General features: G+C 72.5%; 22 protein-coding genes. 8 read left to right on the plus strand and 14 right to left on the minus strand.

Features of this window, described 5'->3' with window-relative positions; all coding sequences use genetic code 11:
- Nucleotides 1-9: 9 nt before the first annotated feature.
- The 3 genes from galK to galT all read right to left on the minus strand — a co-directional run bounded on the left by galK (nucleotide 10) and on the right by galT (nucleotide 3,430).
- The gene (gene galK, locus ACLJPL_RS22070; RefSeq protein ID WP_411082602.1) at nucleotides 10-1,305 is read right to left on the minus strand and encodes a galactokinase; all 1,296 of its coding nucleotides are present in this window, start codon (nucleotides 1,303-1,305) and stop codon (nucleotides 10-12) included.
- Entirely contained in the window at nucleotides 1,302-2,318 is a 1,017-nt protein-coding gene (galE, locus tag ACLJPL_RS22075; protein WP_411082758.1) for a UDP-glucose 4-epimerase GalE, read from the minus strand. The genes galK and galE overlap by 4 nt, the downstream gene beginning before the upstream one ends.
- Nucleotides 2,319-2,386: 68 nt before the next feature.
- Nucleotides 2,387-3,430: a galactose-1-phosphate uridylyltransferase gene (gene galT / locus ACLJPL_RS22080; RefSeq protein WP_411082603.1), complete on the minus strand. Its 1,044-nt coding sequence runs from the start codon at nucleotides 3,428-3,430 to the stop codon at nucleotides 2,387-2,389.
- Nucleotides 3,431-3,668: 238 nt separating this feature from the next.
- Between galT and ACLJPL_RS22085 the strand changes: the two genes are divergently transcribed.
- The 3 genes from ACLJPL_RS22085 (at nucleotide 3,669) to ACLJPL_RS22095 (ending at nucleotide 6,751) form a co-directional block, all read left to right on the plus strand.
- Complete coding sequence (locus ACLJPL_RS22085; RefSeq protein WP_411082604.1) at nucleotides 3,669-5,339, plus strand: sodium:solute symporter family protein; 1,671 nt, start codon at nucleotides 3,669-3,671, stop codon at nucleotides 5,337-5,339.
- Nucleotides 5,340-5,354: 15 nt separating this feature from the next.
- A complete protein-coding gene (locus tag ACLJPL_RS22090) occupies nucleotides 5,355-5,675 on the plus strand; it encodes a hypothetical protein (RefSeq protein ID WP_411082605.1) in 321 nt (106 codons plus the stop codon).
- Nucleotides 5,676-5,815: 140 nt separating this feature from the next.
- Nucleotides 5,816-6,751 carry an NAD(P)-dependent oxidoreductase gene (locus ACLJPL_RS22095; RefSeq protein WP_411082606.1) on the plus strand — a complete coding sequence of 312 codons (936 nt, stop codon included), beginning with the start codon at nucleotides 5,816-5,818 and terminating at the stop codon, nucleotides 6,749-6,751.
- On the opposite strand, the gene ACLJPL_RS22100 is transcribed toward ACLJPL_RS22095, so the two are convergent.
- From ACLJPL_RS22100 to ACLJPL_RS22120, 5 genes are all read right to left on the minus strand, one after another.
- Nucleotides 6,738-7,502 carry a response regulator transcription factor gene (locus ACLJPL_RS22100; RefSeq protein WP_411082607.1) on the minus strand — a complete coding sequence of 255 codons (765 nt, stop codon included), beginning with the start codon at nucleotides 7,500-7,502 and terminating at the stop codon, nucleotides 6,738-6,740. The genes ACLJPL_RS22095 and ACLJPL_RS22100 overlap by 14 nt on opposite strands.
- Nucleotides 7,503-7,722: 220 nt before the next feature.
- Nucleotides 7,723-9,807, minus strand: coding sequence for a PQQ-binding-like beta-propeller repeat protein (locus tag ACLJPL_RS22105; RefSeq protein WP_411082608.1), 2,085 nt, complete (start codon nucleotides 9,805-9,807; stop codon nucleotides 7,723-7,725).
- An 85-nt stretch (nucleotides 9,808-9,892) separates the two neighbouring features.
- Nucleotides 9,893-11,890, minus strand: coding sequence for a PQQ-binding-like beta-propeller repeat protein (locus ACLJPL_RS22110; RefSeq protein WP_411082609.1), 1,998 nt, complete (start codon nucleotides 11,888-11,890; stop codon nucleotides 9,893-9,895).
- Between the two features lie 236 nt (nucleotides 11,891-12,126).
- Complete coding sequence (locus tag ACLJPL_RS22115; protein WP_411082610.1) at nucleotides 12,127-13,836, minus strand: PQQ-binding-like beta-propeller repeat protein; 1,710 nt, start codon at nucleotides 13,834-13,836, stop codon at nucleotides 12,127-12,129.
- Nucleotides 13,837-13,994: 158 nt separating this feature from the next.
- A complete protein-coding gene (locus ACLJPL_RS22120; RefSeq protein WP_411082611.1) occupies nucleotides 13,995-15,818 on the minus strand; it encodes an ABC-F family ATP-binding cassette domain-containing protein in 1,824 nt (607 codons plus the stop codon).
- 148 nt (nucleotides 15,819-15,966) lie between these two features.
- On the opposite strand from ACLJPL_RS22120, the gene ACLJPL_RS22125 reads away from it, so the two are divergent.
- The 3 genes from ACLJPL_RS22125 to ACLJPL_RS22135 all read left to right on the plus strand — a co-directional run bounded on the left by ACLJPL_RS22125 (nucleotide 15,967) and on the right by ACLJPL_RS22135 (nucleotide 17,351).
- Nucleotides 15,967-16,692 (plus strand): lipoprotein, encoded by a 726-nt coding sequence (locus ACLJPL_RS22125; RefSeq protein WP_411082612.1) that lies wholly within the window; start codon nucleotides 15,967-15,969, stop codon nucleotides 16,690-16,692.
- 150 nt (nucleotides 16,693-16,842) lie between these two features.
- Nucleotides 16,843-17,094, plus strand: coding sequence for a type II toxin-antitoxin system Phd/YefM family antitoxin (locus ACLJPL_RS22130; protein WP_411082613.1), 252 nt, complete (start codon nucleotides 16,843-16,845; stop codon nucleotides 17,092-17,094).
- Nucleotides 17,091-17,351 (plus strand): Txe/YoeB family addiction module toxin, encoded by a 261-nt coding sequence (locus ACLJPL_RS22135; RefSeq protein WP_411082614.1) that lies wholly within the window; start codon nucleotides 17,091-17,093, stop codon nucleotides 17,349-17,351. The genes ACLJPL_RS22130 and ACLJPL_RS22135 overlap by 4 nt, the downstream gene beginning before the upstream one ends.
- Here ACLJPL_RS22135 and ACLJPL_RS22140 read toward each other — a convergent pair.
- The gene (locus ACLJPL_RS22140) at nucleotides 17,339-18,769 is read right to left on the minus strand and encodes an acyltransferase family protein (protein WP_411082615.1); all 1,431 of its coding nucleotides are present in this window, start codon (nucleotides 18,767-18,769) and stop codon (nucleotides 17,339-17,341) included. The genes ACLJPL_RS22135 and ACLJPL_RS22140 overlap by 13 nt on opposite strands.
- Nucleotides 18,770-19,060: 291 nt before the next feature.
- Here ACLJPL_RS22140 and ACLJPL_RS22145 point away from each other — a divergent pair, with 291 nt between their 5' ends.
- On the plus strand, nucleotides 19,061-19,603 hold the full coding sequence (locus ACLJPL_RS22145; protein WP_411082616.1) for a PASTA domain-containing protein: 543 nt from the start codon (nucleotides 19,061-19,063) through the stop codon (nucleotides 19,601-19,603).
- 98 nt (nucleotides 19,604-19,701) lie between these two features.
- Here the strand turns inward: ACLJPL_RS22145 and ACLJPL_RS22150 are convergent, their stop codons facing one another.
- The 5 genes from ACLJPL_RS22150 to ACLJPL_RS22170 form a co-directional block, all read right to left on the minus strand.
- Nucleotides 19,702-20,649: a 4-(cytidine 5'-diphospho)-2-C-methyl-D-erythritol kinase gene (locus ACLJPL_RS22150; RefSeq protein WP_411082617.1), complete on the minus strand. Its 948-nt coding sequence runs from the start codon at nucleotides 20,647-20,649 to the stop codon at nucleotides 19,702-19,704.
- Nucleotides 20,646-21,518, minus strand: coding sequence for a 16S rRNA (adenine(1518)-N(6)/adenine(1519)-N(6))-dimethyltransferase RsmA (gene rsmA / locus ACLJPL_RS22155; RefSeq protein WP_411082618.1), 873 nt, complete (start codon nucleotides 21,516-21,518; stop codon nucleotides 20,646-20,648). The genes ACLJPL_RS22150 and rsmA overlap by 4 nt, the downstream gene beginning before the upstream one ends.
- Nucleotides 21,515-22,849 (minus strand): ubiquitin-like domain-containing protein, encoded by a 1,335-nt coding sequence (locus ACLJPL_RS22160; protein ID WP_411082759.1) that lies wholly within the window; start codon nucleotides 22,847-22,849, stop codon nucleotides 21,515-21,517. The genes rsmA and ACLJPL_RS22160 overlap by 4 nt, the downstream gene beginning before the upstream one ends.
- A 204-nt stretch (nucleotides 22,850-23,053) precedes the next feature.
- Nucleotides 23,054-23,920: a TatD family hydrolase gene (locus tag ACLJPL_RS22165; RefSeq protein WP_411082619.1), complete on the minus strand. Its 867-nt coding sequence runs from the start codon at nucleotides 23,918-23,920 to the stop codon at nucleotides 23,054-23,056.
- A 216-nt stretch (nucleotides 23,921-24,136) separates the two neighbouring features.
- Complete coding sequence (locus ACLJPL_RS22170) at nucleotides 24,137-24,526, minus strand: hypothetical protein (protein ID WP_411082620.1); 390 nt, start codon at nucleotides 24,524-24,526, stop codon at nucleotides 24,137-24,139.
- Nucleotides 24,527-25,013: 487 nt separating this feature from the next.
- Between ACLJPL_RS22170 and ACLJPL_RS22175 the strand changes: the two genes are divergently transcribed.
- Entirely contained in the window at nucleotides 25,014-25,190 is a 177-nt protein-coding gene (locus ACLJPL_RS22175; protein ID WP_411082621.1) for a hypothetical protein, read from the plus strand.
- Nucleotides 25,191-25,192: the final 2 nt, after the last annotated feature.

Raw genomic sequence — 25,192 nt, forward strand, 5'->3', positions numbered from 1 at the left:
TAGGGCAGTTCAGCGCAGGCGGCGGGCGCCGGCCGAGGGTGCGGCGGCGAAGACGCCAGGGGCCGCGTGTCCCGCCCCGGCGAACGCCTTCGTGACGGCCTCGGCCACCGCGCCCGCCGCCGCTTCCTCCACCAGCACGATCGCGGAGCCGCCGAAGCCGCCCCCGGTCATCCGCGCCCCGAGCGCCCCGGCCTCCCCCGCTGCCGCGACCGCGAGGTCCAACTCGACGCAGGAGACCCGCAGATCGTCGCGGAGCGAGCGGTGGCCCTCGTTCAGGACCGGGCCCGCCGCCCTTGCGTCGCCCGCGTCGAGCAGCGCGATGACCTGCTCGACCCGGCGGTTGTCGCCGACGACATGGGTCACGTAACGGATGACGGACTCGTCGGCCCCGGCGTCCGCGAGGGTGGCCAGGGCCGCGCCGAGCCTCTCGTACGGGAGGTCGCGCAGGGTGGGTATCCCCAGGAGCCGGGCGCCCTCCTCGCAGCCGGCCCTCCGTTCCGCGTACGCCCCGTCGCCCAGCGCGTGCTTGACCCGGGTGTCCACGACCAGGAGCGTCAGGCCCTGGGCGGCCAGGTCGAAGGGGACCTGGCGCACGGTGAGGTCGCGGGTGTCCAGGTGCAGGGCGTGGCCCTCGGTGCAGCAGGCCGAGGCCATCTGGTCCATGATCCCGCAGGGCACGCCGACGAAGTCGTTCTCGGCGCGGCGGCCGACGACGGCGAGTTCGGGTCCGCTCAGGCCGAGTTGGAAGAGGTCGTTGAGGGCGAGCGCGGTGACGACTTCGAGGGCGGCGGAGGAGGAGAGCCCCGCGCCGGTGGGGACGGTGGAGGTCAGGGCGATGTCCGCGCCGGTGACAAGGTGCCCGGCCTCGCGCAGCGCCCACACGACACCGGCCGGGTAGGCGGCCCAGCCGTGGCCGGAGTGCGGGGCCAGCTCGTCGACGCGCAGGGAGACGACGCCGCCTGGCACGTCGGAGGAGTACAGGCGCAGGGTGCCGTCCTTGCGGGGCGACACGGCGGCGCGGGCGGTGTGCGGGAGGGCGAGCGGCATGACGAAGCCGTCGTTGAAGTCGGTGTACTCCCCGATGAGGTTCACTCGTCCGGGTGCGGCCCAGATGCCCGCGGGCTCGCTCCCGTACAGCTCGGTGAAGGTGACGGCGGGGTCGGCCCCGGCCTGTCCGGCGGGGTCGGTCCCGGCGGAGTTGGAGGCCCAGGCCCGTCCGGCGGTCCCGGCCTGTCCGGCGGAGTCAGCGGAGCCGGGGGCCCCGGCCTGCCCGGCGGTCACGGCCTGTTCGGCGGTCTCGGTCATGGGGTGCTGGACTCCTGTCGGCGGGCGAACTCCCAGGCGTCCGCGACGATTCCGGCCAGGTCGGCGCGGGTCGGCTGCCAGCCCAGGCGTTCGGTGGCGGTGGCGGCGGAGGCGACGAGGACGGCCGGGTCGCCAGCTCGGCGCGGGGACGGGGTCTCGGGGACCGGGTGGCCGGTGACCTTGCGGACGGTCTCGACGACTTCGCGTACGGAGAAGCCGTTGCCGTTGCCGAGGTTGCAGATGAGGTGCTCGCCGGGGGCGGCGGCGTCCAGGGCGAGGAGGTGGGCCTCGGCGAGGTCGGCGACATGGATGTAGTCGCGGACGCAGGTGCCGTCCGGGGTGGGGTAGTCGTCGCCGTAGACGGAGATCGACTCCCGTTTGCCCAGGGCCACTTGGAGGACGAGCGGGATGAGGTGGGACTCGGGCGTGTGGCGTTCGCCGCAACTGCCGTACGCACCCGCCACGTTGAAGTAGCGCAGCGAGACGGCGGCCAGGCCGTGGGCGGTCGCCTCGCCGCTGATCATGTGGTCGACGGCGAGCTTGGAAGCGCCGTAGGGGCTGGTGGGGGCGGTGGGGGCGGTCTCGGTGATGGGGCTGGAGACCGGTTCGCCGTAGGTGGCGGCGGTGGAGGAGAAGACGAGGGTGCGCACGCCGTGTTCGCGCATCGCGGCGAGGAGGGCGATCGTGCCGCCGACGTTGTTGACCCAGTACTTCTCGGGGTCGGTGACGGATTCGCCGACCTGGGAGTACGCGGCGAAGTGGAGGACGCCGTCGAAGGAGGGGTCCAGGTGGCGGGCGGCGTCCTGGATGCGGCCCTCGACGAAGACCGCGCCGGCCGGGACGCCCTCGCGGAAGCCGGTGGAGAGGTCGTCCAGCACGGTCACGGCGTGCCCGGCCTCCAGCAGGTGCTGGGCGACCACGCTGCCGACGTATCCGGCACCGCCGGTGACCAGGTACTTCTTCCGGGGTCCGCCGGCGTTCCGGGGGTTGCCGGCGGTCTCGGGGCCGCTCACTCGCTCGGGCTCGCTCACGCTCTCGGGCTTGCTCACTCGCTCGGGCTCGCTCACGCTCTCGGGGTTGCTCACTCGCTCGCTACCTCTCGCAGTCGCTGGGCCGCGGCCTCCGGCGGCACATCGTTGATGAAGACGCTCATACCGGATTCGGAGCCCGCGAGGAACTTCAGCTTGCCGGAGGTCCGGCGAATGGTGAAAAGCTCCAGATGCAGCGCGAAGTCCTCCCGGCCGGGGACCCCGAACGGCGCCTGGTGCCAGGCGGAGATGTACGGGGTCGGCGGCTCGCCGGGTCCGAAGATCCGGTCGAAGCGCTTCAAGAGTTCCAGATAGACCTGTGGGAACTCCGCCCGCGCGGCCTCGTCCAGCTCCCGCAGGTCCGGGACGCGGCGGCGGGGGTGGAGGTGCACCTCGTAGGGCCAGTGGGCGGCGTACGGGACGTAGGCGATCCAGTGGTCGGCGGCGAGGACGACGCGGACGCCGTCCTTCTCCTCGCGGGCGACCACGTCGTCGAAGAGGTTGGAGCCGGTCTCCGCGCGGTGGCGGGCGGCCGAGGCGAGCATCAGCTCGGTGCGGGGGGTGACGAAGGGGTAGCCGTAGATCTGGCCGTGCGGGTGGCCGAGGGTGACGCCGATCTCCGCGCCCCGGTTCTCGAAGCAGAAGACCTGGGTGACCTGGTCGAGTGCGGCCAGGGCGGCGGTGCGGTCGGTCCAGGCGGCGAGGACCAGTGCGGCCTGCTCCTCGGTGAGGCCGGCGAAGGACGCGTCGTGGTCGGAGGTGAAGCAGACGACCTCGCAGCGTCCGGAGTCCCCGGCGAGGGAGGGGAAGCGGTTCTCGAAGACGGCGACGTCGTAGTGGTCGTCGGGGATCTCGCTGAGGCGGCCGTCCCGGCTGGGGCAGAGCGGGCAGGCGTCGGCCGGGGGGTGGTAGGTGCGGGCCTGGCGGTGCGAGGCGACGGCGACCGCGTCACCGAGCAGCGGGTCGCGGCGGATCTCCGACGAGGTCGACACGGTGTCCAACGGGCGCAGGTCGACGGCGTCGCGGACGGCTCCGTCGTCGGAGTCGTAATAGATCAGCTCACGGCCGTCCGCGAGACGCGAAACCGTCTTCTTCACCAGGGTCCTCCACCCGCTCCTCCCAACATAACCGCACATAACAAATCACAACCGAACACCTTCGTCAACGGGCCAGCCATCCGACTCGGCGGGCCGCCTCCCGGAGGTGTCATATCTGGACATTCCCTCGCACTCGATCACGATCGAACAAAGAACCCCAACGGAACTGTTCATTTAACGAACGCAGGGGCGTAAGTTCCCTCGGGTTCAGTTCGCGCAACGAAGCGAGTACCCCCACATGCAGACACTGGCCGAAGGGCTTCGGCTCCCCACGAACGGGCTCGACTACGCCATCCTGGCGATCTACTTCGTCGTCGTACTCGGCATCGGCTTCGCGGCCCGTGCCAGCGTGCGGACGAGCCTCGATTTCTTCCTCTCCGGACGATCCCTGCCCGCCTGGGTGACCGGTCTCGCCTTCGTCGCGGCGAATCTCGGCGCCACCGAGATCCTCGGCATGGCGGCGACCGGCGCGCAGTACGGCGTGGCGGTGGTCCACTGGTACTGGATCGGCGCCATCCCCGCCATGGTCTTCCTCGGCCTGGTGATGATGCCGTTCTACTACCGGTCCAAGGTGCGTTCCGTACCGGAGTTCCTGCTCCAGCGGTTCGACAAGTCCGCGCACCTGCTGAGCTCGATACTCTTCGCCTTCGCGGCGATCCTGATCGCGGGCGTCAACCTCTACGCCCTGTCGATCGTCGTGGAGGCGCTGCTGGGCTGGCCGCAGTGGGTCGCGATCGTCGTCGCGGGCCTGTTCGTGCTGGTCTACATCACCATCGGCGGCCTGTCCTCGGCGATCTACAACGAGGTGCTCCAGTTCTTCGTCATCCTCGCCGCGCTGATCCCGATCACCGTGCTGGGCCTCAAGCGGGTCGGCGGCTGGGACGCCATGAGCGACTCGCTGACCAAGCAGCACGGCGGCGACTTCATGACCGCCTGGGGCGGCACCGGCATCGGTGACGCCAACCCGCTGGGCGCCAACTGGCTGACGATCATCCTCGGTCTCGGCTTCGTGCTGTCCTTCGGCTACTGGACGACGAACTTCGCCGAGGTGCAGCGCGCCCTGTCCGCGAAGAACCTCTCCGCCGCCAAGCGCACCCCGCTGATCGCCGCGTTCCCGAAGATCTTCATCGTCTTCGCGGTGATGATCCCGGGCCTGGTCGCCGCCGTGATCGTGCCGCAGATCGGCACCCCGGACTCGGACCTCACGTACAACGACGCGATCCCGCTGCTGATGCAGGAACTGCTGCCCAACGGGGTGCTCGGCATCGCGGTGACCGGTCTGCTCGCCGCGTTCATGGCGGGCATGGCGGCCAACGTGTCGTCGTTCAACACGGTGTTCACGACGGACATCTGGCAGCGGTACGTGGTGCGGGACAAGCCGGACGCGTACTACCTGAAGTTCGGGCGTCTGATCACGGCGATCGGGGTGCTGGCCTCGATCGGCACAGCGTTCATCGCGGCGAGCTTCTCGAACATCATGAGCTACCTGCAGACGCTGTTCTCGTTCTTCAACGTGCCCATGTTCGTCGTCTTCATCATCGGAATGTTCTGGAAGCGCGCTTCCATGAAGTCCGGTGTCTGGGGGCTGATCGCGGGCACCGGCGCCGCGATGGTCAACTACTTCTGGATCTACAAGGGCGGGGTCATCGACATCCCGTCCGACCAGGGGGCCAACTTCGTCTCCGCGATCGTCGGCTTCGTCGCCGGGGCCGTCGTCATGGTCGTCGTCACGCTCTTCACCGCGCCCAAGCCCGACGCGGAGCTGGCAGGTCTGGTGTACGGGACCGAGTCCCCGAGCCCCGACGAGGCGCTGGAGGAGGCCGACCGGGCCTGGTACCGCAAGCCCGCGCTGCTCGGCTGGGGCGCGATCGTGCTCGCCGCACTGTGCTACGTCCCCTACTCGTTCTGATCGGAGGAACTCACCATGTCCGACCTGCACAAGGAAGTCTCCGAACTGGAGCGCAAGTCCGCGACCGCGGCCCGTCTCTTCGACATCCGGCGGATCATCGGCGGCCTGTTCGTGGTCTACGGGGTGATCGTCACCATCGCCGGGATCAGCCCGTCCGACGCCGACCTGAAGAAGGCCGAGGGCGTCCACATCAACCTGTGGACCGGCCTCGCGATGCTGGCGCTCGGCCTGTTCTTCCTGGTCTGGATGAAGCTCCGCCCGGCCGAGGCCCCCGCCGCCCCCGAGCCGGAACCGGAGCCGGGGGCGGCAGCGGGACCGAAGGCCGACGCGGGCTGATCCGCTTTCCGCACGCCGTTCCCGTGACGTTCCCGCAGGGGGCCGCCCGGCCCCCTGCGCCCCCTTGCTTACCTTGAGGTGACCACCTACAAAAGAGTGCGTACTTGATCATGGTGCGGGCGTGCACGAGCCTGATCGGCATGAACGCCAACAGCACCGACAGCACCGACAGCACCAGTGACACCAGCACCACCGACAGCTCCGCCAAGACCCCCGTCACCCTCCTCGGCCTCGGCGACATGGGCATCGCGCTCGGCCGCGCCTGGCTGGCCGCCGGGCATCCGCTGACCGTGTGGAACCGGACCCCGGAGAAGGCCGGCCCGCTGACGGCCGAGGGGGCGCGGGCCGTGGCCACCCCGGCCGAGGCCGTCGCGGCGGCGAGCGGTCCCGTCGTCCTGTGTCTGCTGGACGACGCCTCCGTGAGCGAGACCCTGGAGGGCGTCGACCTGCGCGGCAAGGACGTGGTCAACCTGACCACCAACACGCCCGCCGAGGGGCGGCGGCGTGCCGCCTGGGCCTCGGAGCGCGGGGCCCGCTTCCTGGACGGCGGGATCATGGCCGTTCCCCCGATGATCGGCATTCCGGAGACCGGCGGCTATGTCTTCTACAGCGGTGACCGGGCGCTGCTCGAACAGCACCGCGAGACGCTGGAGGTTCCCGCCGGCGTGACGTTCGTCGGCGAGGACGCCGGTCACGCCGCCCTGCACGACATCGCCCTGCTCAGCGCGATGACCGGCATGTTCGCGGGCATCACCCACGCCTTCGCCCTGGTGGAGCCCGAGAAGGACCTCGACCGGGCCCGGTTCGCCGGCCTGCTCGCGGAGTGGCTCGGCATCATGTCCGGGTCCGCGCAGGATCTCGCGGCCCAACTGGAGAGCGGCGACTACGAGGAGGGCGTCGTCTCCAACCTCGCCATGATGGCGACGGCCAACGAGACCTTCGTGGCCACGGCCCGGGAGCAGTCCGTCGACCCCCGGCTGCTCGTCCCCTTCATCGACGTGATGCGTCAGAGGGTGGACCAGGGGTACGGCGACGAGGGCCTGGCGGGCACCGTCGGGCTGATCAGGAGCGAGTGACGCCGCCGCTGCCGCCGCCCGTCACGCCGTTCGCCGCGCCGTTCGCGGGGTGGCCCGCCGCGCCGTGAGCCAGGTGCCCCGCGGCGCCGCTCGAAGCCCGGTCCAGCAGTCCCGTACGGGCCGCGAGGGCGGCCGCCTCCAGCCGGGAGCCGACGCCCAGCTTCATCAGGACCCGCTGGACGTGCGTACGGGCGGTGCTCGGCGCGATCCGCATGCCGGCCGCGATCAGCCGGGTGTCCTCGCCCTCGGCGACCCGGACCAGTACCTCGGCCTCGCGCGGGGTGAGCATCCGGAGCAGGCGGCGGCCCTCGTCGTCGGGCTGGGCCGCCGGGTTGAGGAGTTCGGCGAAGGCGGCCCGCAGCAGTTGCGGGGCGACGGCGCTCTCCCCCGCCCGCGCCTTCAGCATCGCCCGCTCCACGCCCTCGATGCGCTCGTCGTGCCGGACGTACCCCGCGGCCCCGGCCGCGAACGCGGCGGCTATCCCGCGCGGGCTCGGCACCGGGCCGAGCACCACCACCGCCACCTGCGGGCGCTCCTGGCCGATGCGCGTGATCGGGTCGAAGACCCCCGGCGCGGCGGGCGACGCCGTACCGAAGAGGCAGACCTCCGGGGCCCTGCTGACCACCAGCTCCGCCGCCCCGGACGTCGGGGCGGCCGCCGCGAGCACCCGGTGCCCGCGCAGCTTCAGCGCCGAGGCGAGTGCCTCGGCGAGCAGGCGGTGATCATCGACCACCATGAGCCGCACGCTCATCGAACAAGCCCCCCAGTACGCCCCGGACACCGCCCCCCGGCCTCCTGCCCCGGCAAGCTACACGCTTGTTCGACGCCGTGGGCCCCTTACGGGGGAGAAGCCCCCCAGAATGTCGAATTCTGCGTCATTCAGGGCTACTTGACCGGAAGAAAACGATCAGCCCTGCCGGTCGGTGATCGATCGGCAGGGCTGTTCGGAACAGCTGGTGAAGCTGCGGTGATCAGTCGGTGCGGAAGCCCACCGCAAGGTAGTACTTCTCGTCCGGCAGGCTCGAACTGCGCTCGCTGATCAGCTGCTGGGCGAGGAAGAAACGCCCGTTGCCGTAGAGCAGCTCGGAGTGGGTGGTGGTGAACCGGGTCTCCGCGTCCCGCACCGCCCGGTCGCCCGGGTTCTCCAGCAGCAGCGTCTCCTTGAACGTCTCGCCGTCGATGGAGACGACCTGGCCGCCCTTGTCGTACGGGGGGTACTTGTACGCGATGATGTTCGTGCCGTCCATCCGGAGCGGGTACATGGCGTAGCGTTCGCCCGCGTCCGCCCGGCCGCCGACGAGCTTGCCGGTGGTCAGGTCGAAGGCGACGACCTCGTTGGTGTCGCCGTAGTCGCTGGTCCCCTCGTGCTCCTCGGTCGGCAGGTAGAGCCGGTTGTTGCCGACGACCGCGAACCGGCACTGCTCGACGGAGGTGGAGGCGCACCGCGCCCCGTACTTCTCCGCGTCGGCCGAGATCCGCACGGTCAGCTTGCCCGTCTTCGCGTCGATCGAGAAGAAGTCGGAGATGCCGCTGCCGTCGGTGGCGGTCTCGCCGACGTTGGCCGCGACCACCAGCGGCTTGGTCGAGACGATGGAGGCGTACTCGACGCCGGCCGGCATCCGGTACGAGGACAGCGGTGCGCCGGTCGTCGGGTTCAGCGCCTGGATGGAGAGCTGCGGGCTGTCGTACGCACCGCACTTGCGGACCACGGCGAGGGCCTCGCCGCCGCCGTACCCCATGTCGTAGCAGCGGTCCGCGCCGACCTTCGGCTTCCAGAGCTCGGCGCCGTTGTCCAGCTTGAAGGCCGCGCCGCCCTGGAGGCCGCCCGCGGCGACCGTGGTCCCGCTGACGGTCACCTCGTCGAACCGGACGGGTGTGTCACCGCCGGAGGCGGCGGTGATGGACTTGCTCCACAGGAGCTTGCCGGCGCTCAGGTCGACCACGCCGACCTGGTTGCAGGTGGGGTACTTCTTCTCCTTGGTCGGCTTGCCCTCCTTGAAGAGGATCGCGGTCTTGAAGTCCTTGGTCATGTGCCGGGACGCGCCGCAGACCTCGCCGGACACCGGCACGGACCAGAGCTTGGCGCCCTTGTCCAGGTCGTACGCGACGACCTCGTTGACGCCGCTCTTCACGTACGCCTTGTCGGTGATCCAGGAGCCCTTGACCGAGGTGACGTCCTTGACCACCGGCTGCGGGAGCTGGAAGGCGACCCTGGACTTGGTGTTGGCGGGGGCCTTCTCGGTGCCGCCGGCCAGACCGCCGCCCTCACCGCCCTTGCCCTCGCCGCCCTGGCCCTCCTTGCCGCCCTTGCCCTCGCCGCCGGTGGAACCCGAGGAGGAGGCCCCGGTGTTGCCGCCGTCGTCCTGGCTGGAGGCGTAGATGACACCCGCGCCGATGATCAGCACCACGGCGACGGCCGCGGCGACGATGATCTGCATCTGGGTGTTGAACTTCTTGCCGCTGCCGCCGGGCTGCGGCGCCCCGGCCCCGTACTGCGGCTGCATCGGCTGGGTCGGGTAGCCGTACCCCTGGCCGTAACCCTGCTGCGGCGTCCCGGGCTGGCCGATCTGGCCGTGCTGAGCGGGCGGCCCCTGCTGCGGGTAGCCGTATCCGGGCTGCGGGGCCTGAGGGGGCTGCGGGTAGCCGTACCCGTTGGGCTGCGGGGCCGGCGGGGTCGGGTAGCCGCCCGGCGGGGGCGGCGGGCTGCCGTAACCGCCCGCGGGCGGGGTGGGCGGGCTGCCGTAGCCCCCGGCGGGCGGGGCCGCGGGCGGCTGCTTCGCGAAGGGGTCGGCGGGCGGCGGCGTCGGCGCGCCGTAACCGCCGGGCGGCGGGTCCTGCGGCGCGCCGAACCCACCGGAGGGCGGCCCGGACGGAGGCCCGGCGGGCGGTCCGCTCGGGGGCCCGGCGGGCGGTCCCGAAGGCGGTCCGGCAGGCGGTCCGCTCGGAGGTCCGGAGGGCGGGCCCGAAGGCGGACCGCTGGGGGGCTGGTTGCCCGGCGGCTGGTCGCTCGGCGGCTCGTTGGGGGGCTGCTGGGGTGGCTGGGGCGGCTGGGTCATCGCGTACGTACCTCGGGTGACGAGTGGGGGTGGGGTCGCGTCCGGCCGGGAGGGGCCGGGTGCCTTCGGATGCCGTCGTGGAGCGTCACTTGCTGAACACCAGCGCCGTCGCCTGCTCCATCTCCTGCTTGTCGTTGCCCCCGCTGACCCGCTTGGTGAGGACGAAGGAGCGGTCGCCCTCGTAGCGGATCGCGCCGTTGGAGAAGCCGTCCTCGATCTGCTTGGTGCCTTCCGGGTGCTGGAGCAGGACGGTGGGCTTGCCGCCCGTCGCCGGGAGCGTGAGGATGCCGCCGGCCTTGTCGTACCGCGGCTCCAGGTACAGCAGCACGTTGCCGCCCTCCATGCGCAGCGGGCGCACGGTGCGCTCGGCCGGGGCGTCGGCCTTCCACTTGGGCTTGCCGGTGTTCAGGTCGAAGGCCACGACCTTGTTCGTCCGGTCGGAGCCGCTGGCGTCCGGCTCGGTGGGCAGGTAGAAGGTGTCGGCGTCGACGGCGAAGCCGGAGCAGCCTTCGAGGGTGCGGTTGAAGAGGGCGAAGCCCCTGCCGCAGTCGGCGCTGACCTTGTCGCTCTTGTCGGGGATCAACTGGGAGCGGAGCTTGCCGTTGTCGGTGAGCGCGGCGATCGACCACGTCTTCTTCTCGCGGTTCTGGAGCGAGACGACGACCGGGCTGGCCGAGTAGACCTTCTCGACCTCCCAGCCGCGCGGCGGCTTGAACGACCACTTGACCCTGCCGGTCGTCGGGTCGACCTCCTGGACCTCGTGCTGCGGGTTGTCGACGTCGTCGTTGCGGCAGTTGGCCGCGGCGATCAGCTTCGCGCCGCCGGCGAACCCGAAGGGCTTGCAGTTGCCCTCGGGGGTGCCGAAGAGCTCCTTGCCGTCGCTGATCCGGTAGGCGTTGGCGTTGCCGGTCCGCCCCACGGCGACCGTGTCCCCGCTGATCGCCAGGTTGATGTCGGAGAGGATGTCCCAGGTGCCGTTCTTCTTGACCGTCGTCTTCCAGCCGGCCTTGCCGGTGTTGAGGTCGATCATCTGGAGCTGGGTGCAGTTGGCCCGGTCGGTGGTGCCGTCCAGGATGCCGATGACGATCTTCCCGTCCGCGGTCGCCGTGGCGGGGGTGGAGCAGATGTCGGCGGGAAGCTTCAGGGTCCACTTCTGCTTGCCATCGGCGACCGAGTAGCCGGAGATGCCTCGGTACAGGCCCGTGACCATGGTGTCGCCGACGAACCAGGGCCCCTGGAGGGGCGAGCCGAGGCTCGGCACGTCGACGTCGTTCTTCTGCATCCAGGCGACCTTGGCCTCGCCCGGCTTGCGCCCGGCGTTGAGGTCGTCGTCCGTCTCCCGGCCGTCGCCGGTGCCGTCGCCCTCGTCGACCGTGGGCGACTCGCTGGGCGCCTTGGGGTCGGCGCTGGTGTCGTTGCTGGAACTGGCGGTCGGCTTCTTCTCGTCGCCGTCGCCGCTCACCGCGAAGTAGACGCCCGTGCCGACGACCAGGACGACGGCGAGGGCCGCCGCGGCGATGACGCCGGTCTTCCCCTTGAAGGGGCCGCCGGAGCCGCCCGGTCCGCCCGGGGCGGGGGCGCCGGGGTACTGCTGCTGCGGGTAGCCGTAACCGGGCTGCGGCTGCTGTCCGTACGCACCGGGCTGCTGCTGTCCGTACGCACCGGCCTGCTGGCCGTATCCGCCCGGGGCCTGCTGGCCGTATCCGCCCGCCGGGGGCTGCTGGCCGTAGGGGCCGGCCTGCTGACCGTACGGGCCGGGGGCCTGGCCGGGGGGCTGCTGACCGTACGGCCCCGAGGGCTGGCCGGGTGCCTGGCCAGGAGCCTGGCCGGGTGCCTGGGGATAGCCGTAACCGGGCCCGCCGGGGGGCGTCTGCGGGTAGCCGTAACCGGGGCCGCCCGGCGGCGGGGTCTGCGGCGGGCCGGCCGGCGGCTGCGGGGGCTGGGCGGGCGGTCCGGCGGGCGGCTGCGGCGGCTGGGCCGGGGCCGGCGGCGGGCCCGGAGGCGGCTGAGGAGTCCCCTGCGAGGGCTCCTGCGGAGCCCCGAAGCCTCCCTGCGGCGGTTGCTGGCTGGGCGGCTGGCTCATCAGCGCGTCCCCCTTCGTGCGGTCCTGTGCCCGGTCCGGTCTCCCCCGCGATTCCGAAAGAGGGTTCAATTCCCCTCGGAAAGGAGCGAATCGGGCATGGATCCCGCGGTGTTACGACAGTCGGCGGGGCTTCTTTGTACCACCCGCACGTCATCGAACACCGGATCGGTCCAGCCCCTGTTCCCAAGGGAGAACCGCGTCGTGATGCCCTCGTTACGACCGACCGGAGGTGACGGTCAGTCACCGAAGGCGAGCATGGCCACGATCGCCTTCTCCTGCTTGTCGTCGCCGCCGCTGACGTACTCCTGCATGAGCACCGCACGCCCGCCGGAGTAGGTGATCGTCGCTTCGCGGAAGGGTCCCTCGACCCCGCTCGCGGAGTCCGGGTGGCGCAGGACCGGCTGGAGGGCGCCGCCGGCGGGCGTCAGGGCGTAGATGCCGCCGCCCCGGCCGGACCCGTTCGCCCGCGTCGCCTCCAGGTACACCAGCACCCTGCCGCCCTCGGTCCGCAACGGCAGCGGGTGCTGCCCGGCGGGGGCGTCGACCCGCCAGCGGGACTTGCCGGTGGCGAGGTCGAAGGCGACCACGCCGCCGGCTTCGCCCCCGTCGGCGGCCATGTAGAAGGTGGTCGTGTCGGCGGCGACGCCCAGGCAGTTGTCGAGGTTGGGGTTCTGCGGCCGCATCTCCTTGCCGCAGCGGGGCGCGTAGTTCTCGCCCGCGTTGCCGACCAGCTGGGAGCGGTAGGAGCCGTCCGTGTTGAGGATGACGATCCCCCACCTCTCCTTGCCCTTGCGGAGGGAGACCACCGGCGGGTCGGTCGAGTAGAACTGGTCGACCTTGAAGCCCTTCTTGACCGGGTAGGCCCACAGTTCCCTGCCGGTGGCCGGGTCGATGCGCCGCACGTGCTGGACGGCGTGGTCGTCCGCCGCGGTGTCGCAGCTCGTGGCGGCGAGGGGGACGGAGCCGCTCGTGAAGCCGTACGGCTGGCAGTTGCCCGGAACCTTGTCCCACAGGTGCTTGCCGTCGCTGATCCGGTAGGCGTCGGCGCTGCCGGTCCGGCCCACCGTCAGGACGTCGCCGTTCACGGCCAGGGTGAGGTCGGAGAGCTTGTCCCAGACCCCCTCCCGCTTGAACTGGGTGCTCCAGCCCGCCTTGCCGGTCCTCAGGTCGACCATCTGGAGCCGGTCGCACTCCCCCTCGCCCGTCGTGCCGCTCTCCAGCCCCACGACGATCTTCCCGTCCGGGCTGGGCAGGGTGGGCGCCGCACAGACCCTGGTCCTGACGGCGACGCTCCACTTCTGGGTCCCGTCAGCGGCCGAGTAGCCCGACACCGTGCGGTACATGGCCTTGGCCACGATGTCCCCGGCGAACCAGGGGCCGTACTGGGTGGCCCCCCTGCCGGGCAGGTCCACGGTGTTCTCCTGCACCCACAGGACCCTGCTCTCGCCGTCCCTGCGCTTGGCGTTGAGGTCGGCCGGCTTCGGGGCGGGGGTGATGGTCCGGCCGGGCGGGGCGCTGGGCCGCTTCGGAGCGGTGCTCGCGCCGGTGCTCTCCCGGGCGAGGGGCTGCTCGCCGCCGGCGCCGTCGCCCACGGCGAACCAGACCCCGGCGCCGATGACGAGAACCCCGGCGAGGACAGCGGCGATGAGGCCGGCGGTACGGCCCCGGGAGCGCCGCCGGGGGCCGTTGGGACCGGTGGGGCCGTTGGGGCTGCCGTGGCCGCCGGGGCCGGTGGGCTGCGGCTGAGGGTGCGGGTGACCGTACGGGGCAGGGGGCTGCGGGTAGCCGTAGGAGGCGGTGGGCTGCCCGTACGGACCGGCGGGCGGCTGTCCGTACACGCCGGGCCGCGGCTCGAACGGCGCCCCGAAGACTCCCGGGTCGTCGGCCGGTCCCCCCTGCGACGGCTGCTGACCGGGCGGGCCGTATGGGCCGGGCGGCTGCGACATCGGTACGTGTCCCCCTCGTACGGTCCTACGTCATACGTCCCGTTCCGCAGGGTTCATATCAGCCCTGAGCGGGGTTTCTTTGTACCACCCGCCCCACCAGCCCCCTTGGCCCGGCCCGGCCCCCCCCGTCAGACGGCCGCCCGGTCCTTCGTGTCCCCTCAGGCGTCCTCGGCCAGCTCCAGCCAGCGCATCTCCAGCTCGTCGCGCTCGGTGACGAGTTGGCGCAACTCGGCGTCGAGCCCCGCGACCTTCTCGAAGTCGGTGGCGTTGTCCGCGATCTGCTTGTGCAGCGCGGTCTCCCGGGTCGAGAGCTTGTCGAGCTGCCGCTCGACCTTCTGGAGCTCCTTCTTGGCGGCGCGGGCCTCCTGCGCGGAGACGGCCGGGGCCGCCGGGGCGGCGGAGGCCGGGCGCGAGGCGGCGGGGGCGGCCGAGGGGGTGGCCTCCTCCTCCATGCGCTGCCTGCGCTCCAGGTACTCGTCGATGCCGCGCGGCAGCATGCGCAGGGCGCGGTCTCCGAGGAGGGCCATCACGCGGTCCGTGGTGCGCTCGATGAAGAACCGGTCGTGGGAGATCACGATCATCGATCCGGGCCAGCTGTCGAGGAGGTCCTCCAGCTGGGTGAGGGTCTCGATGTCCAGGTCGTTGGTGGGCTCGTCGAGGAAGAGGACGTTGGGCTCGTCCATCAGCAGCCGCAGGATCTGGAGCCGGCGGCGCTCACCGCCGGAGAGGTCCCCGACCGGCGTCCACTGCTTCTCCTTGGTGAAGCCGAACTGCTCGCAGAGCTGGCCCGCCGTCATCTCGCGGCCCTTGCCGAGGTCGACCCGGTCGCGGACCTGCTGGACGGCCTCCAGGACGCGCAGGTTCGGGTTGAGCTCGGTGACCTCCTGGGAGAGGTAGGCGAGCTTGACGGTCTTGCCGACGACGATCTTCCCGGCGGCGGGCTGCTCGTCGCCCTGCGTGCGGGCGGCCTCCGCGAGGGCGCGCAGCAGGGAGGTCTTGCCCGCGCCGTTGACGCCGACCAGGCCGACGCGGTCGCCGGGGCCGAGCTGCCAGGTGAGGTGGGTGAGCAGGGTCTTGGGCCCGGCCTGGACGGTCACGTCCTCCAGGTCGAAGACGGTCTTGCCGAGACGGGCGTTGGCGAACTTCATCAGCTCGCTGGTGTCGCGCGGGGGCGGCACGTCCGCGATGAGCTCGTTGGCGGCCTCGATGCGGTAGCGCGGCTTGGAGGTGCGGGCGGGGGCCCCGCGGCGCAGCCAGGCCAGCTCCTTGCGCATCAGGTTCTGCCGCTTGGACTCCTCGGTCGCGGCGATCCGCTCCCGCTCGGCGCGGGCGAAGACGTAGTCGCTGTAGCCGCCCTCGTACTCGTGGACCGTGCCGCGCTGGACGTCCCACATGCGGGTGCAGACCTGGTCGAGGAACCACCGGTCGTGGGTGACGCAGACGAGCGCCGAGCGGCGGGTGCGCAGATGTCCGGCGAGCCAGGAGATGCCTTCGACGTCGAGGTGGTTGGTGGGCTCGTCGAGGACGATCAGGTCCTGTTCGTCGATGAGGAGCTTCGCCAGCGCGATACGGCGGCGCTCGCCGCCGGAGAGCGGGGCGATGACGGTGTCGAGCCCGTGCTCGAAGCCGGGGAGGGCGAGGCCGCCGAAGAGTCCGGTGAGCACGTCGCGGATCTTGGCGCTGCCCGCCCACTCGTGGTCCGCGAGATCGCCGATGACCTCCTGGCGGATGGTCTTCTGCGGGTCGAGCGAATCGTGCTGGGTGAGGACGCCGAGGCGCAGCCCGCCGTTGTGGGTGACGCGGCCGGTGTCCGCGTCCTCCAGCCTGGCGAGCATCCGGATGAGGGTCGTCTTGCCGTCGCCGTTGCGGCCCACGACACCGATCCGGTCGCCCTCGGACACCCCGAGGGATACGCCGTCGAGCAGGGCACGGGTGCCGTACACCTTGCTGACCTGCTCGACATTGACCAGATTGACGGCCATTTCACTCCTGTCCCGGGGGTCCCTGCGGCGAGGACCGCTCGACGTACCAGGGTAGTCGCCGCGCGGGGTGCGATAACGTGCCGCGATCGATCATGGGGAGCGGCCCCGGATCTGACGGGGACGGAAGACGTCCGGGGCGGGGGACTTCATGAGATCGACGCGTGGAACGGCGTGGGGAACGGTACGGGGCCTGATGCCGGCGGTCCTGGTGGCGCTGGCGGTGGCGGTGACCGGCTGTTCGCCGGCCGGGGACGAGCGCCCGGGGGGACAGGCGGCCGGCAGCACGCCCGCCGCACCCGCGAAGACGGCGGACGAGGCCGGGGCGGAAGGGGACGGGGCGGGGAAGTCCGGGGCCGTGAAGGTGGCGAAGAAGGGCGGGCGGCTCGGGGGCGCGGGTTCGGCGTGCGAGCTGCCGGTGACCTTCGATCTCGCCGCGCACTGGAAGCCGAAGGCGGTCTCGACGAAGGAGCTGCCCCCCGAATTCGCCGAGCTGGCCGAGCTGACGAAGCGGGGCCCCGTGACGATGGTCTGCGAGATCGACGCCAAACCGGCGGGGAACATCGGCTTCCTCTGGGTGTGGCAGGGCAAGGCGTCGGCCGGCGACCCGCACGCGGTGCTGAAGAAATTCGTGGCGGCCGAGCCGAAGACGAGCAAGGCCACGTACACGCAGGTGAAGGCCGGTGCGCTCGCGGCCACCGAGGTCGAGTACACCACGCACAGCGAACTGCTGGACGAGTCGAGGAAGGCACGGGCTCTCGCCGTCATGACGCCGAAGGGCCCCGTGGTGGTGGAGCTGGGCGGGATGGACACCCAGGAGCACGACGAGATGCTCCCGGCGTTCGAGCTGGCGAAGAGGACCCTGAAGCTCGGCTGACGGGGGTCGGTCCTCGACGAGGACCGACCCCGGTTCTGTGCCGCCGCCCGAGGAAGGCGGCGGCACCGTGCGACTCCCCTTGGCCCACCTCCCCGAGGTCTGTACACTTTCCTGTACGTACAGGATGATGTACACACCTTGGAGGCGATCATGCGGACGATGACCTACACCGAGTCCCGCGCCAACTACGCCGAGACCCTGAGCGCGGTCGTGGACGACCGTGAGGAGGTCGTGATCACGCGGGCCGGGCACGAGCCCGTGGTGATAGTGGCGCTCGACGAGTACGAGTCCCTCAAGGAGACCGCGTATCAGCTCCGGAGCCCGGAGAACGCCCGTCGCCTGCTGGCGTCCATCGACCGCCTGGAGAGCGGCGGCGGCACGGTGCGGGAGCTCGCGGAGTGAAGTTCGTGTGGGACCAGTCGTCCTGGGACGACTACGTCTGGTGGCAGAACCAGGACCGCAAGATCCTCAAGAGGACCAACACGCTGCTCCAGGACATCGCCCGCAACGGAAACGAGGGGCTGGGCAAGCCGGAACCCCTGAAGCACGGCTTCCAGGGGTACTGGTCACGCCGCGTCACCGACGAGCACCGGCTCATCTACAAGGTGGTCGATGACGAAGTCCGCGTCGCCGCCTGCCGTTACCACTACGGTCGCTGACCCGGCTCCCCGCCGCGTACGGCCCCCCGCCCCGCCCGCTCCACCAGCAGCCAGCCGCACAGGGTCATCGCGACGGCCGCCGGGGCCGAGACGGGGACGGCGATCAGCAGGGCCGTGCGGCCCTCCAGCAGGCCGGCGAAGCCGACCATGGACAGGCCGAGCACGCCGAGCAGGCAGAGCGTCACGCCGAGGGCGGCGAGCGGTCCCGAGCCCGTGCCGGGGGCGGTCGTGGAGGGGGTGGCCGGGCGTTCGAAGGTGCGGAAGGCCGCGACGAGTGCGGCGGTGAGGACGGCGGCGACGGCGAGCCGCAGCGGGGTCTGGGCCCACCAGGCGGCGGTCGCGGGTTCGGGGAGCGGGACGTCCAGGGCGAGCATCGCCCCGTACACCCCGAGCATCGCCGTGAGGTGCCAGAGGAACGCGGTCATCGCCACCCCGTTGGCGGCCACCACCGCGCGCCAGGCGCGGGGGCGGGCGAGGAGGCGGGCGGCGGGGGCGCGGAGCAGCTCGACCGCGCCGACGAGCCAGAGGCCGTGGCAGAGCAGGGCGAGGGTGGGCGGGGCCATGTTGCTGACCTTCTCGCCGGGCATCCCGACCATGGACAGCGGGTACGGGCCGAACGCCACCAGCGCCACGGCGGAGACCAGACCGGCCCCGGCGAGCAGCGCGGGGCGGTGGAGGGCGAGTACGCGGGGACCGGCCCCGGCGAGCGGCGCGGGGCGGTGGGAGCGGAGGCCGCCCCCGAAGTCCCCGGCGTCGAGGCGGCCGTCCGCGCGGAGGAAGCCGAGCTGGTGGACCGCGAGCCAGACGAAGGCGAAGTTGAGGAACTCGACGTACGGGACTCCGGCCGCGAACCGGAGGACGTCCACGGCCGCCGCCGCGCCCGCCAGCCCGGCGAACGCGCCCCAGCCGTAGCGCTCGTGCAGCCTCAGCAGCGGCGGGGTGAACGCCACCATGGCCAGGTAGATCCCGATGAACCAGAGCGGCTGGGTCACCAGGCGCAGGGTGACGCCGGTCAACCCGCCTCCCCCGCCGAGCAGTTGGATGGCGAGGGCGGCCGCACCCCAGACCAGCACGAAGACCGTGGTGGGGCGCAGCAGCCGCTGGAGCCGGGCCCGCAGGAACGCGGAGTAGACCGACTCCGCCGAGCCCTCGGGGCGCTTGCGGAGCAGGGAACGGTAGGACAGGGCGTGGGAGAACCCGCCGACGAAGAAGAACACCGGCATCACCTGGAGCAGCCACGTCAGCGGCTGGAGCGCCGGGACGACGGCGAGCAGGTTGCCGACCCCGTCCGGGCTGACGGCCGCCATCAGCCAGTGGCCGAGCACGACCGCGCCGAGCGAGGCGACCCGGAGGAGGTCGACGTAACGGTCCCGGGTGGCGGGAGTGGCGTCGGCGAGTACGCGAACTGGTGATCCCATGGTCATACGTTCGCAGCGGGCGCGGGTGCGGCGGCAGAGCGCGGGTACTCACATCGCCGCCTGAGTACGCGGGTGGCGGGGAGGGCCTCCGGGAGGCCGGGCGGTGATACGGCCTGGCGGCGGAACAGGCCCCAACCGGCCTTGTCGTACTGCGCGGTGGACGTGGACAGGTCCACGCTTGACGCGCGGAACAAGCGTAAAAGCCGCTCCCCGGGGGAGACGGCACATGTGGTCGCGCCGCCGTCAGGCCCGGGCCGCTCGCCGTCACCCGAGAACCGGAGGCCCCCCACCGTGCGGATCCCTCGCCACCTCGCCCCCGTCGCCCTTCTCAGCGCGCTCGCCCTGGCCGGATGCTCGGGCGGCGCCCCGACCGACGACAGCGCCCCGACGCCCCCGCCCGCCACCACGGCGACGGCCACGGCCACGCCGACAGCCACCGCTTCGGCCGCCCCCACGGCCTCCCCGACCGTCACCGCCACCGAGACCGCCGCGCCCACTCCCCCGCCCTCGGGCGGCGTGACCGCCGCGCCCGATCCGGTGATGCCGGCCCTGCACGGCAAGACCTATGAGGAGGCGCGGCAGGAGTTCGCCCGCCGGGGCATCTCCCCCGCGCGTCTGACGACCGCCGCCCAGCACAAGGACGTCACCCTGCCCCGGGACCACGGCTCCTGGTACATCTGCGCCACCAGTCCCCGGCCCGACGCACCGCTCCCGGCCGCCGCCAAGGTCACCGTCAGGCTCGCGGCGGACTTCAGCGACTGCACGACCAGCTTCCACGGCTACCTGCACCAGAAGAACGACCCGGCCCACACCCCGCCCGCGACGGACCGCTGATCCGCTGCCTCAGCGGCTCACACCCTCGCCACGCACGCGCCCGTCGCCACGCACGCGCCCCACGGACTCACGACGTCGGGACGACGCCGCTCACGACGTCAGGACGACGCCACCACCCGCGCCCCCGCCGCCGGAGCCGACGCCACCCGCGCGTTGCGGCAGGCGCCCGACGCCAGCAGTGCGGCCGCCGCCTTCTCGGCCGCCTCCTCGTCCGCCATCAGGAACGCCGTGGTCGGCCCCGACCCGGAGACCAGGGCGGCCAGCGCCCCCGCCTCGGCACCCGCCGCCAGCGTGTCCGCGAGGGAGGGGCGCAGGGAGAGCGCGGCGGGCTGGAGGTCGTTGCTCAGGGCGGCCGCGAGTGCGCCGGAGTCGCCGGAGCGCAGGGCGGCCAGCAGCGCGGGCGAGGCGGTCGGTTCGGGGACCTCGGCACCTGCGGTGAGCCGGTCGAACTCCCCGTACACCGCGGGCGTGGACAGTCCCCCGTCCGCCACCGCGAACACCCAGTGGAAGTCCCCGCCCACCTCGATCGGGGTCAGCTTCTCGCCGCGTCCGGTGCCGAGCGCGGCCCCGCCGACCAGGCTGAACGGCACATCGCTGCCCAGCTCCGCGCAGATGGCCAGCAGCTCGTCGCGGCTCGCGCCGGTCCCCCACAGGGCGTCGCAGGCGACCAGGGCGGCGGCCCCGTCCGCGCTGCCGCCCGCCATGCCGCCCGCGACCGGGATGTCCTTGGCGATGTGGAGGTGGACGGCGGGCTCGATCCCGTGCCGCTCGGCCAGGGCGAGGGCGGCGCGGGCCGCGAGATTCGTCCGGTCCAGGGGCACCTGGTCCGCGTCCGGGCCCGAGCAGGTGATGCGCAGCTCGTCGGCGGGGGTGGCGGTGACCTCGTCGTACAGGCCGACCGCGAGGAAGACGTTGGCCAGGTCGTGGAAGCCGTCCGGGCGGGCGGCCCCCACGGCGAGCTGCACGTTCACCTTGGCCGGGACGCGGACGGTGACGGCCGTGCTCGAAGGGCTCACAGGGCCGCCTCCGGCTTGTGCGGCGCTCATCCCGACACCTCCGGCTTGTGCTCCGCGATCGCCGCGAACTCCTCCACCGTCAGCGCCTCCCCGCGCGCCTGCGGCGAGACCCCGGCGGCGACGAGCGCGGCCTCGGCGGCGGGCGCGGAACCGGCCCAGCCGGACAGCGCCGCGCGCAGCGTCTTGCGGCGCTGGGCGAAGGCCGCGTCCACGACCGCGAAGACCTCGGCGCGGGTCGCGGTGGTGGGGACCGGGGTGGTGCGCCGGACGAGCGAGACGAGCCCGGAGTCGACGTTCGGGGCGGGCCAGAAGACCGTACGGCCGATGGAGCCGGCGCGCTTGACGTCCGCGTACCAGTTGGCCTTCACCGAGGGCACGCCGTAGACCTTGTTGCCCGGGCGGGCGGCCAGCCGGTCGGCGACCTCGGCCTGGACCATGACGAGGGTCCGCTCGATGCTCGGGAAGCGCTCCAGCATGGTGAGCAGGACGGGCACGGCCACGTTGTACGGGAGGTTCGCGACGAGCGCGGTGGGCGCGGGGCCCGGCAGCTCGGTGACCAGCATCGCGTCGGAGTGGACCAGGGCGAACCGGTCGGCGCGCTCCGGCATCCGGGCCTGGACCGTGGCGGGCAGCGCGGCCGCGAGCACGTCGTCGATCTCGACCGCGATCACCCGGTCCGCCGCCTCCAGCAGGGCCAGGGTCAGCGAGCCGAGCCCGGGGCCGACCTCGACGACGACGTCGTCGGGACGCACCTGCGCGGTGCGCACGATCCTGCGGACCGTGTTGGCGTCGATGACGAAGTTCTGACCGCGCTGCTTGGTCGGGCGTACGCCCAGTTTCGCTGCCAGGTCGCGGATGTCTGCGGGCCCCAGGAGGGCGTCGGGCTCTGTGCTGCTCACCCGGTAAGCCTACGGCCGCAGTGCGGCCACGGACTCGCCCCCCGCTGTACGTAGAGCTTCTTCGCCCGGTGCGTCTGCTCGGCGGCGGGCGCGTCCTGGGGCCGCCCGCCGCCGCCGAGGGACCGCCAGGTCTGGACGTCGAACTGGTACAGCCCCCCGTACGTACCGCTCGCGTCCACCGCGCCCGGCCGCCCGCCGGACTCGCAGGCGGCGAGCGCGCCCCAGTCCAGCCCGTCCGTCCCGGCGACCGAGGCGGGGCGCTGCCGGGTGCCGGTGCGCACGACGCGGCTGACCGGCGGGTGGACCAGCTCCTCGCCGGTCCTGCGGGGCCGCTGGCGTACGCCGTTGACGGTCCGCACCGCGTACGTGACCCGGCGCACGCCGTTGCGGCCCGCCCGGTCGACCACCTCGGCGCCCCGGAACAGCTCGGGGTCCTCGCTGCGTTCGACGGCGTACGGGACGCTCTCCTCGCGCACCTCGCGGGTGTCGGTGATCCGCATGACGGAGATCGTCTGGCCGTCGCGCGGGAAGGTTCCGGGGGCGACGGAGGTGGTGTCCTGGCCGTGCAGGGTGATGCCGGCCTGGGCGAGGGCTTCGTGGACGGTGGCGGCGTTGGTGCGCAGGGTGCGTTCCTGGCCGTCCGCCATGAAGGTCACGGTGCGTTCGGTGCGGACGGTGAGGGTGAGGCCGGTGCGGGCGATCCGGGTCGAGCGGGAGGCGGAGAGGTACGCCCCCTCGGCGCGGACCCCGAGCCGGCGCAGGGCCTCGTCCACCGTGTCGGCGGTCGTCCAGACCCGGCGGTGGTGGCCGTCGAGGGTGAAGGTGACGGGCCGCCCGTAGCGGACGACGACCTCGTCGCCGTGGTCCAGTTCGGAGCCGGGGCCCGGGGAGACGTGGTCGTGCGCGCCGACCGTGACGCCCTCGTCCGCCAGGAGCTCGGTGACGTCGTCGGCGAAGGTGTGCAGGGTGCGGGGCGTGCCGCCGTCGACGCTCAGCCGGACCGCCTTGTCGTGGGCGACGAACGCGGTGGTCCCGCCGGCCAGGAAGGCGACCACCAGGGCCTGCGGGACGAGACGCCGCAGGGTCTCGGGTTTCCCGGCGGGCGGGTTCGGGGTGGGCGGGTTCGCGGCGCGCAGGGGTCTCGTGAACGTGCGGCGGCGGCGCTTGGCGGCCCGCCGGGCGTCGGCGCGGGTGGGGGCCTGCCGGTCGACGACGAGCGGGAGCGGGACGTCGACCATCGTCGGGACATGGACAGCGGGGGCGGCCCCGGTGTCCACGCAGATGCCGTCCGCCACGGTCGGCTGCTCGTGGAACGCGCCGGGGAGAGCCATCGCCGCCGGCGCGACAGGGGGCGGCGGGGCCAGTGCCGTACGCCGTCCGCCGCGCGCCGCCCGGTGACTGCCCTGCGAAGTACTCACGCCGCTCCCGAAGTTCCGCCCACCGCCCCCGTGTGCGCCGGGGACGATAGCGGAGCTCCGGTGACTCTCCAAAGCGACACGGCTACAGAAAGTCGCGGGTGGCGCTCGGGCCGGGGCTCAGAAGTCGAACGCCCGTGCCGTGTTGTCGTAGATCGCGGCGGCCAGCGTGTCCTCGTCCAGCCCCTTCACCTGGGCCATGGCGCGGAGCGTGACCGGGACGAGATAGGGGGCGTTGGGCCGTCCGCGGTAGGGGACGGGGGTGAGGAAGGGGGCGTCCGTCTCGACGAGGACCAGCTCGGTCGGGGCGACGGCGAGGGCGTCGCGCAGCGGCTGGGCGTTCTTGAAGGTCACGTTGCCCGCGAAGGACATGAAGTACCCGGCCCGCGCGCAGATCCGGGCCATCTCCGCGTCGCCGGAGTAGCAGTGGAACACGGTCCGCTCGGGCGCGCCCGCGTCGCGCAGGATCCGCAGGACGTCGGCGTGGGCGTCGCGGTCGTGGATGACCAGGGCCTTGCCGTGCCGCTTGGCGATCTCGATGTGGGCCCGGAACGACTCCTCCTGGGCGGCGATGCCCTCGGGGCCCGTACGGAAGAAGTCCAGGCCGCTCTCCCCGACCCCGCGTACGTGGTCGAGGGCGGCCAGCGCGTCGATCTCCGCCAGCGCCTCGTCCAGCGCGGCCTTCCCGCCGGGCTCCCGGGCCCCCTGCCGCGCGGTGCCGTCCGGGTCGCCGTGGACGATGCGCGGGGCCTCGTTCGGGTGCAGGGCGACCGAGGCGTGCACGGCCGGGTGGGCGGCGGCGGTCTCGGCGGCCCAGCGGGAGCCGGCCACGTCGCAGCCCACCTGGACGACCGCCGTCACGTTGACCGCGGCGGCCCGCGCGAGGGCCTCCTCGACGGTGGCGTCCTGCATGTCCAGGTGGGTGTGGGAGTCGGCGACCGGGACCCGGAGGGGTTCGGGCAGCGGCGGGGCTTCGGTACGGCTCATGCGGACGACTCTACGAGGGCCCGGGCCACCGGCGTACGAGGCCCGGGCCCTCACGCGGGGAGGCGCGCGGCCGCCGGCGCCGGGCCCTCACCCGGGAGGCGCACACCCGGCGACGTCGAGCCCGGTCCGCAGGCGGATCACCGGCGGTTCCGAGGCCGGTGTCACTGGCGGATCACCGGCGGTTCCGGGCCCCGCGCCACCGGTGACACCCGCGCGTCACCGGCGGTGGAAGAGGTCCGACAGTCGCCAGTGGCGTTCCGGGGCGGCGTGGCCGGCCGGGGTCGCCGGGGTGCTCGTACCGGCCGCGACCGGTTCGGCCGCCGGCTTCGCCGCCTTGGTGGAGCCCGCCTGGCGGTGGAGCAGCTGCTGGACACCGGCCACCCGCCCGGCCCGCATGATGCGCACCACGTGGCCGCCGCAGTTGCCGCAGGTGGGGGTGGAGAGCGGGGACGGCACGCGCTCGCCGTCGGCCGTGTAGACGACGAACTCGTGTCCGTCGAGGCCGACGTGGTGCTGTATCTCGTAGGACTGCTCCCAGCCGTACCCGCACTTCATGCAGGCGAAGGCGTACGCCTCGTGGACTGTGGCCGCTGCGATCTCGCTCATGCCTGCTCCTCGTCGTCCGCCGGTCGGCACCGGGGGATGGCCGCCCCGCCCGAAGGATCGGAGGGAGTGGCCCTGCCCTTCCAGTGGACACCTGCGGGCCGGGAGACGCACCAGCTCAGAGCCGATATTGGTGCGTTCTTGGAGTCCTTTTGCCGCCCTTTGCCGCCGCATGGCCCGCGCCAGGACAGTCCGTGACCGGCGGAGCAGACAGCAGGTGACCGGCAAAGCACCGAGCGCCCCCGAACGCGCTCCCCGTCCGGCGTGAATGCGCCCGCGCACCACCCCCTCGCGACCCCCCCGATCGGCCCGGATTACCGCCCTTTCCTCACTCTTCCGGCCTATGAATTCACCATTCAATTGAATGCGTAATTTCCCCCGCTGTCGCATCCCGATTTGCGGGACCCTCTTTTCTCCCTTTCACTCGGAACGTACGTCAATCGAATTGCACGTACACCAAACCCGATTTCCCACAGGATGGGGAGCACCCATGTACAAGACCGACACCACCGCTACCGACATCGAGCTCGACCTCGACGCGGCCCTCAACCCCGGCGAAGCCGAAGGCATCTACCGCGACTCCCGCGAGTGCGCCTTCCTCGCGCTCATCGCGGGCGGCGGCGCGCTGCTGCTCTCGCCTCCGACCCCCCGCCCGAAGAAGGGCTAGTC

Origin of the sequence: Streptomyces sp. cmx-18-6 (assembly GCF_046548915.1) — a bacterium.
Taxonomy (GTDB): Bacteria; Actinomycetota; Actinomycetes; order Streptomycetales; family Streptomycetaceae; genus Streptomyces.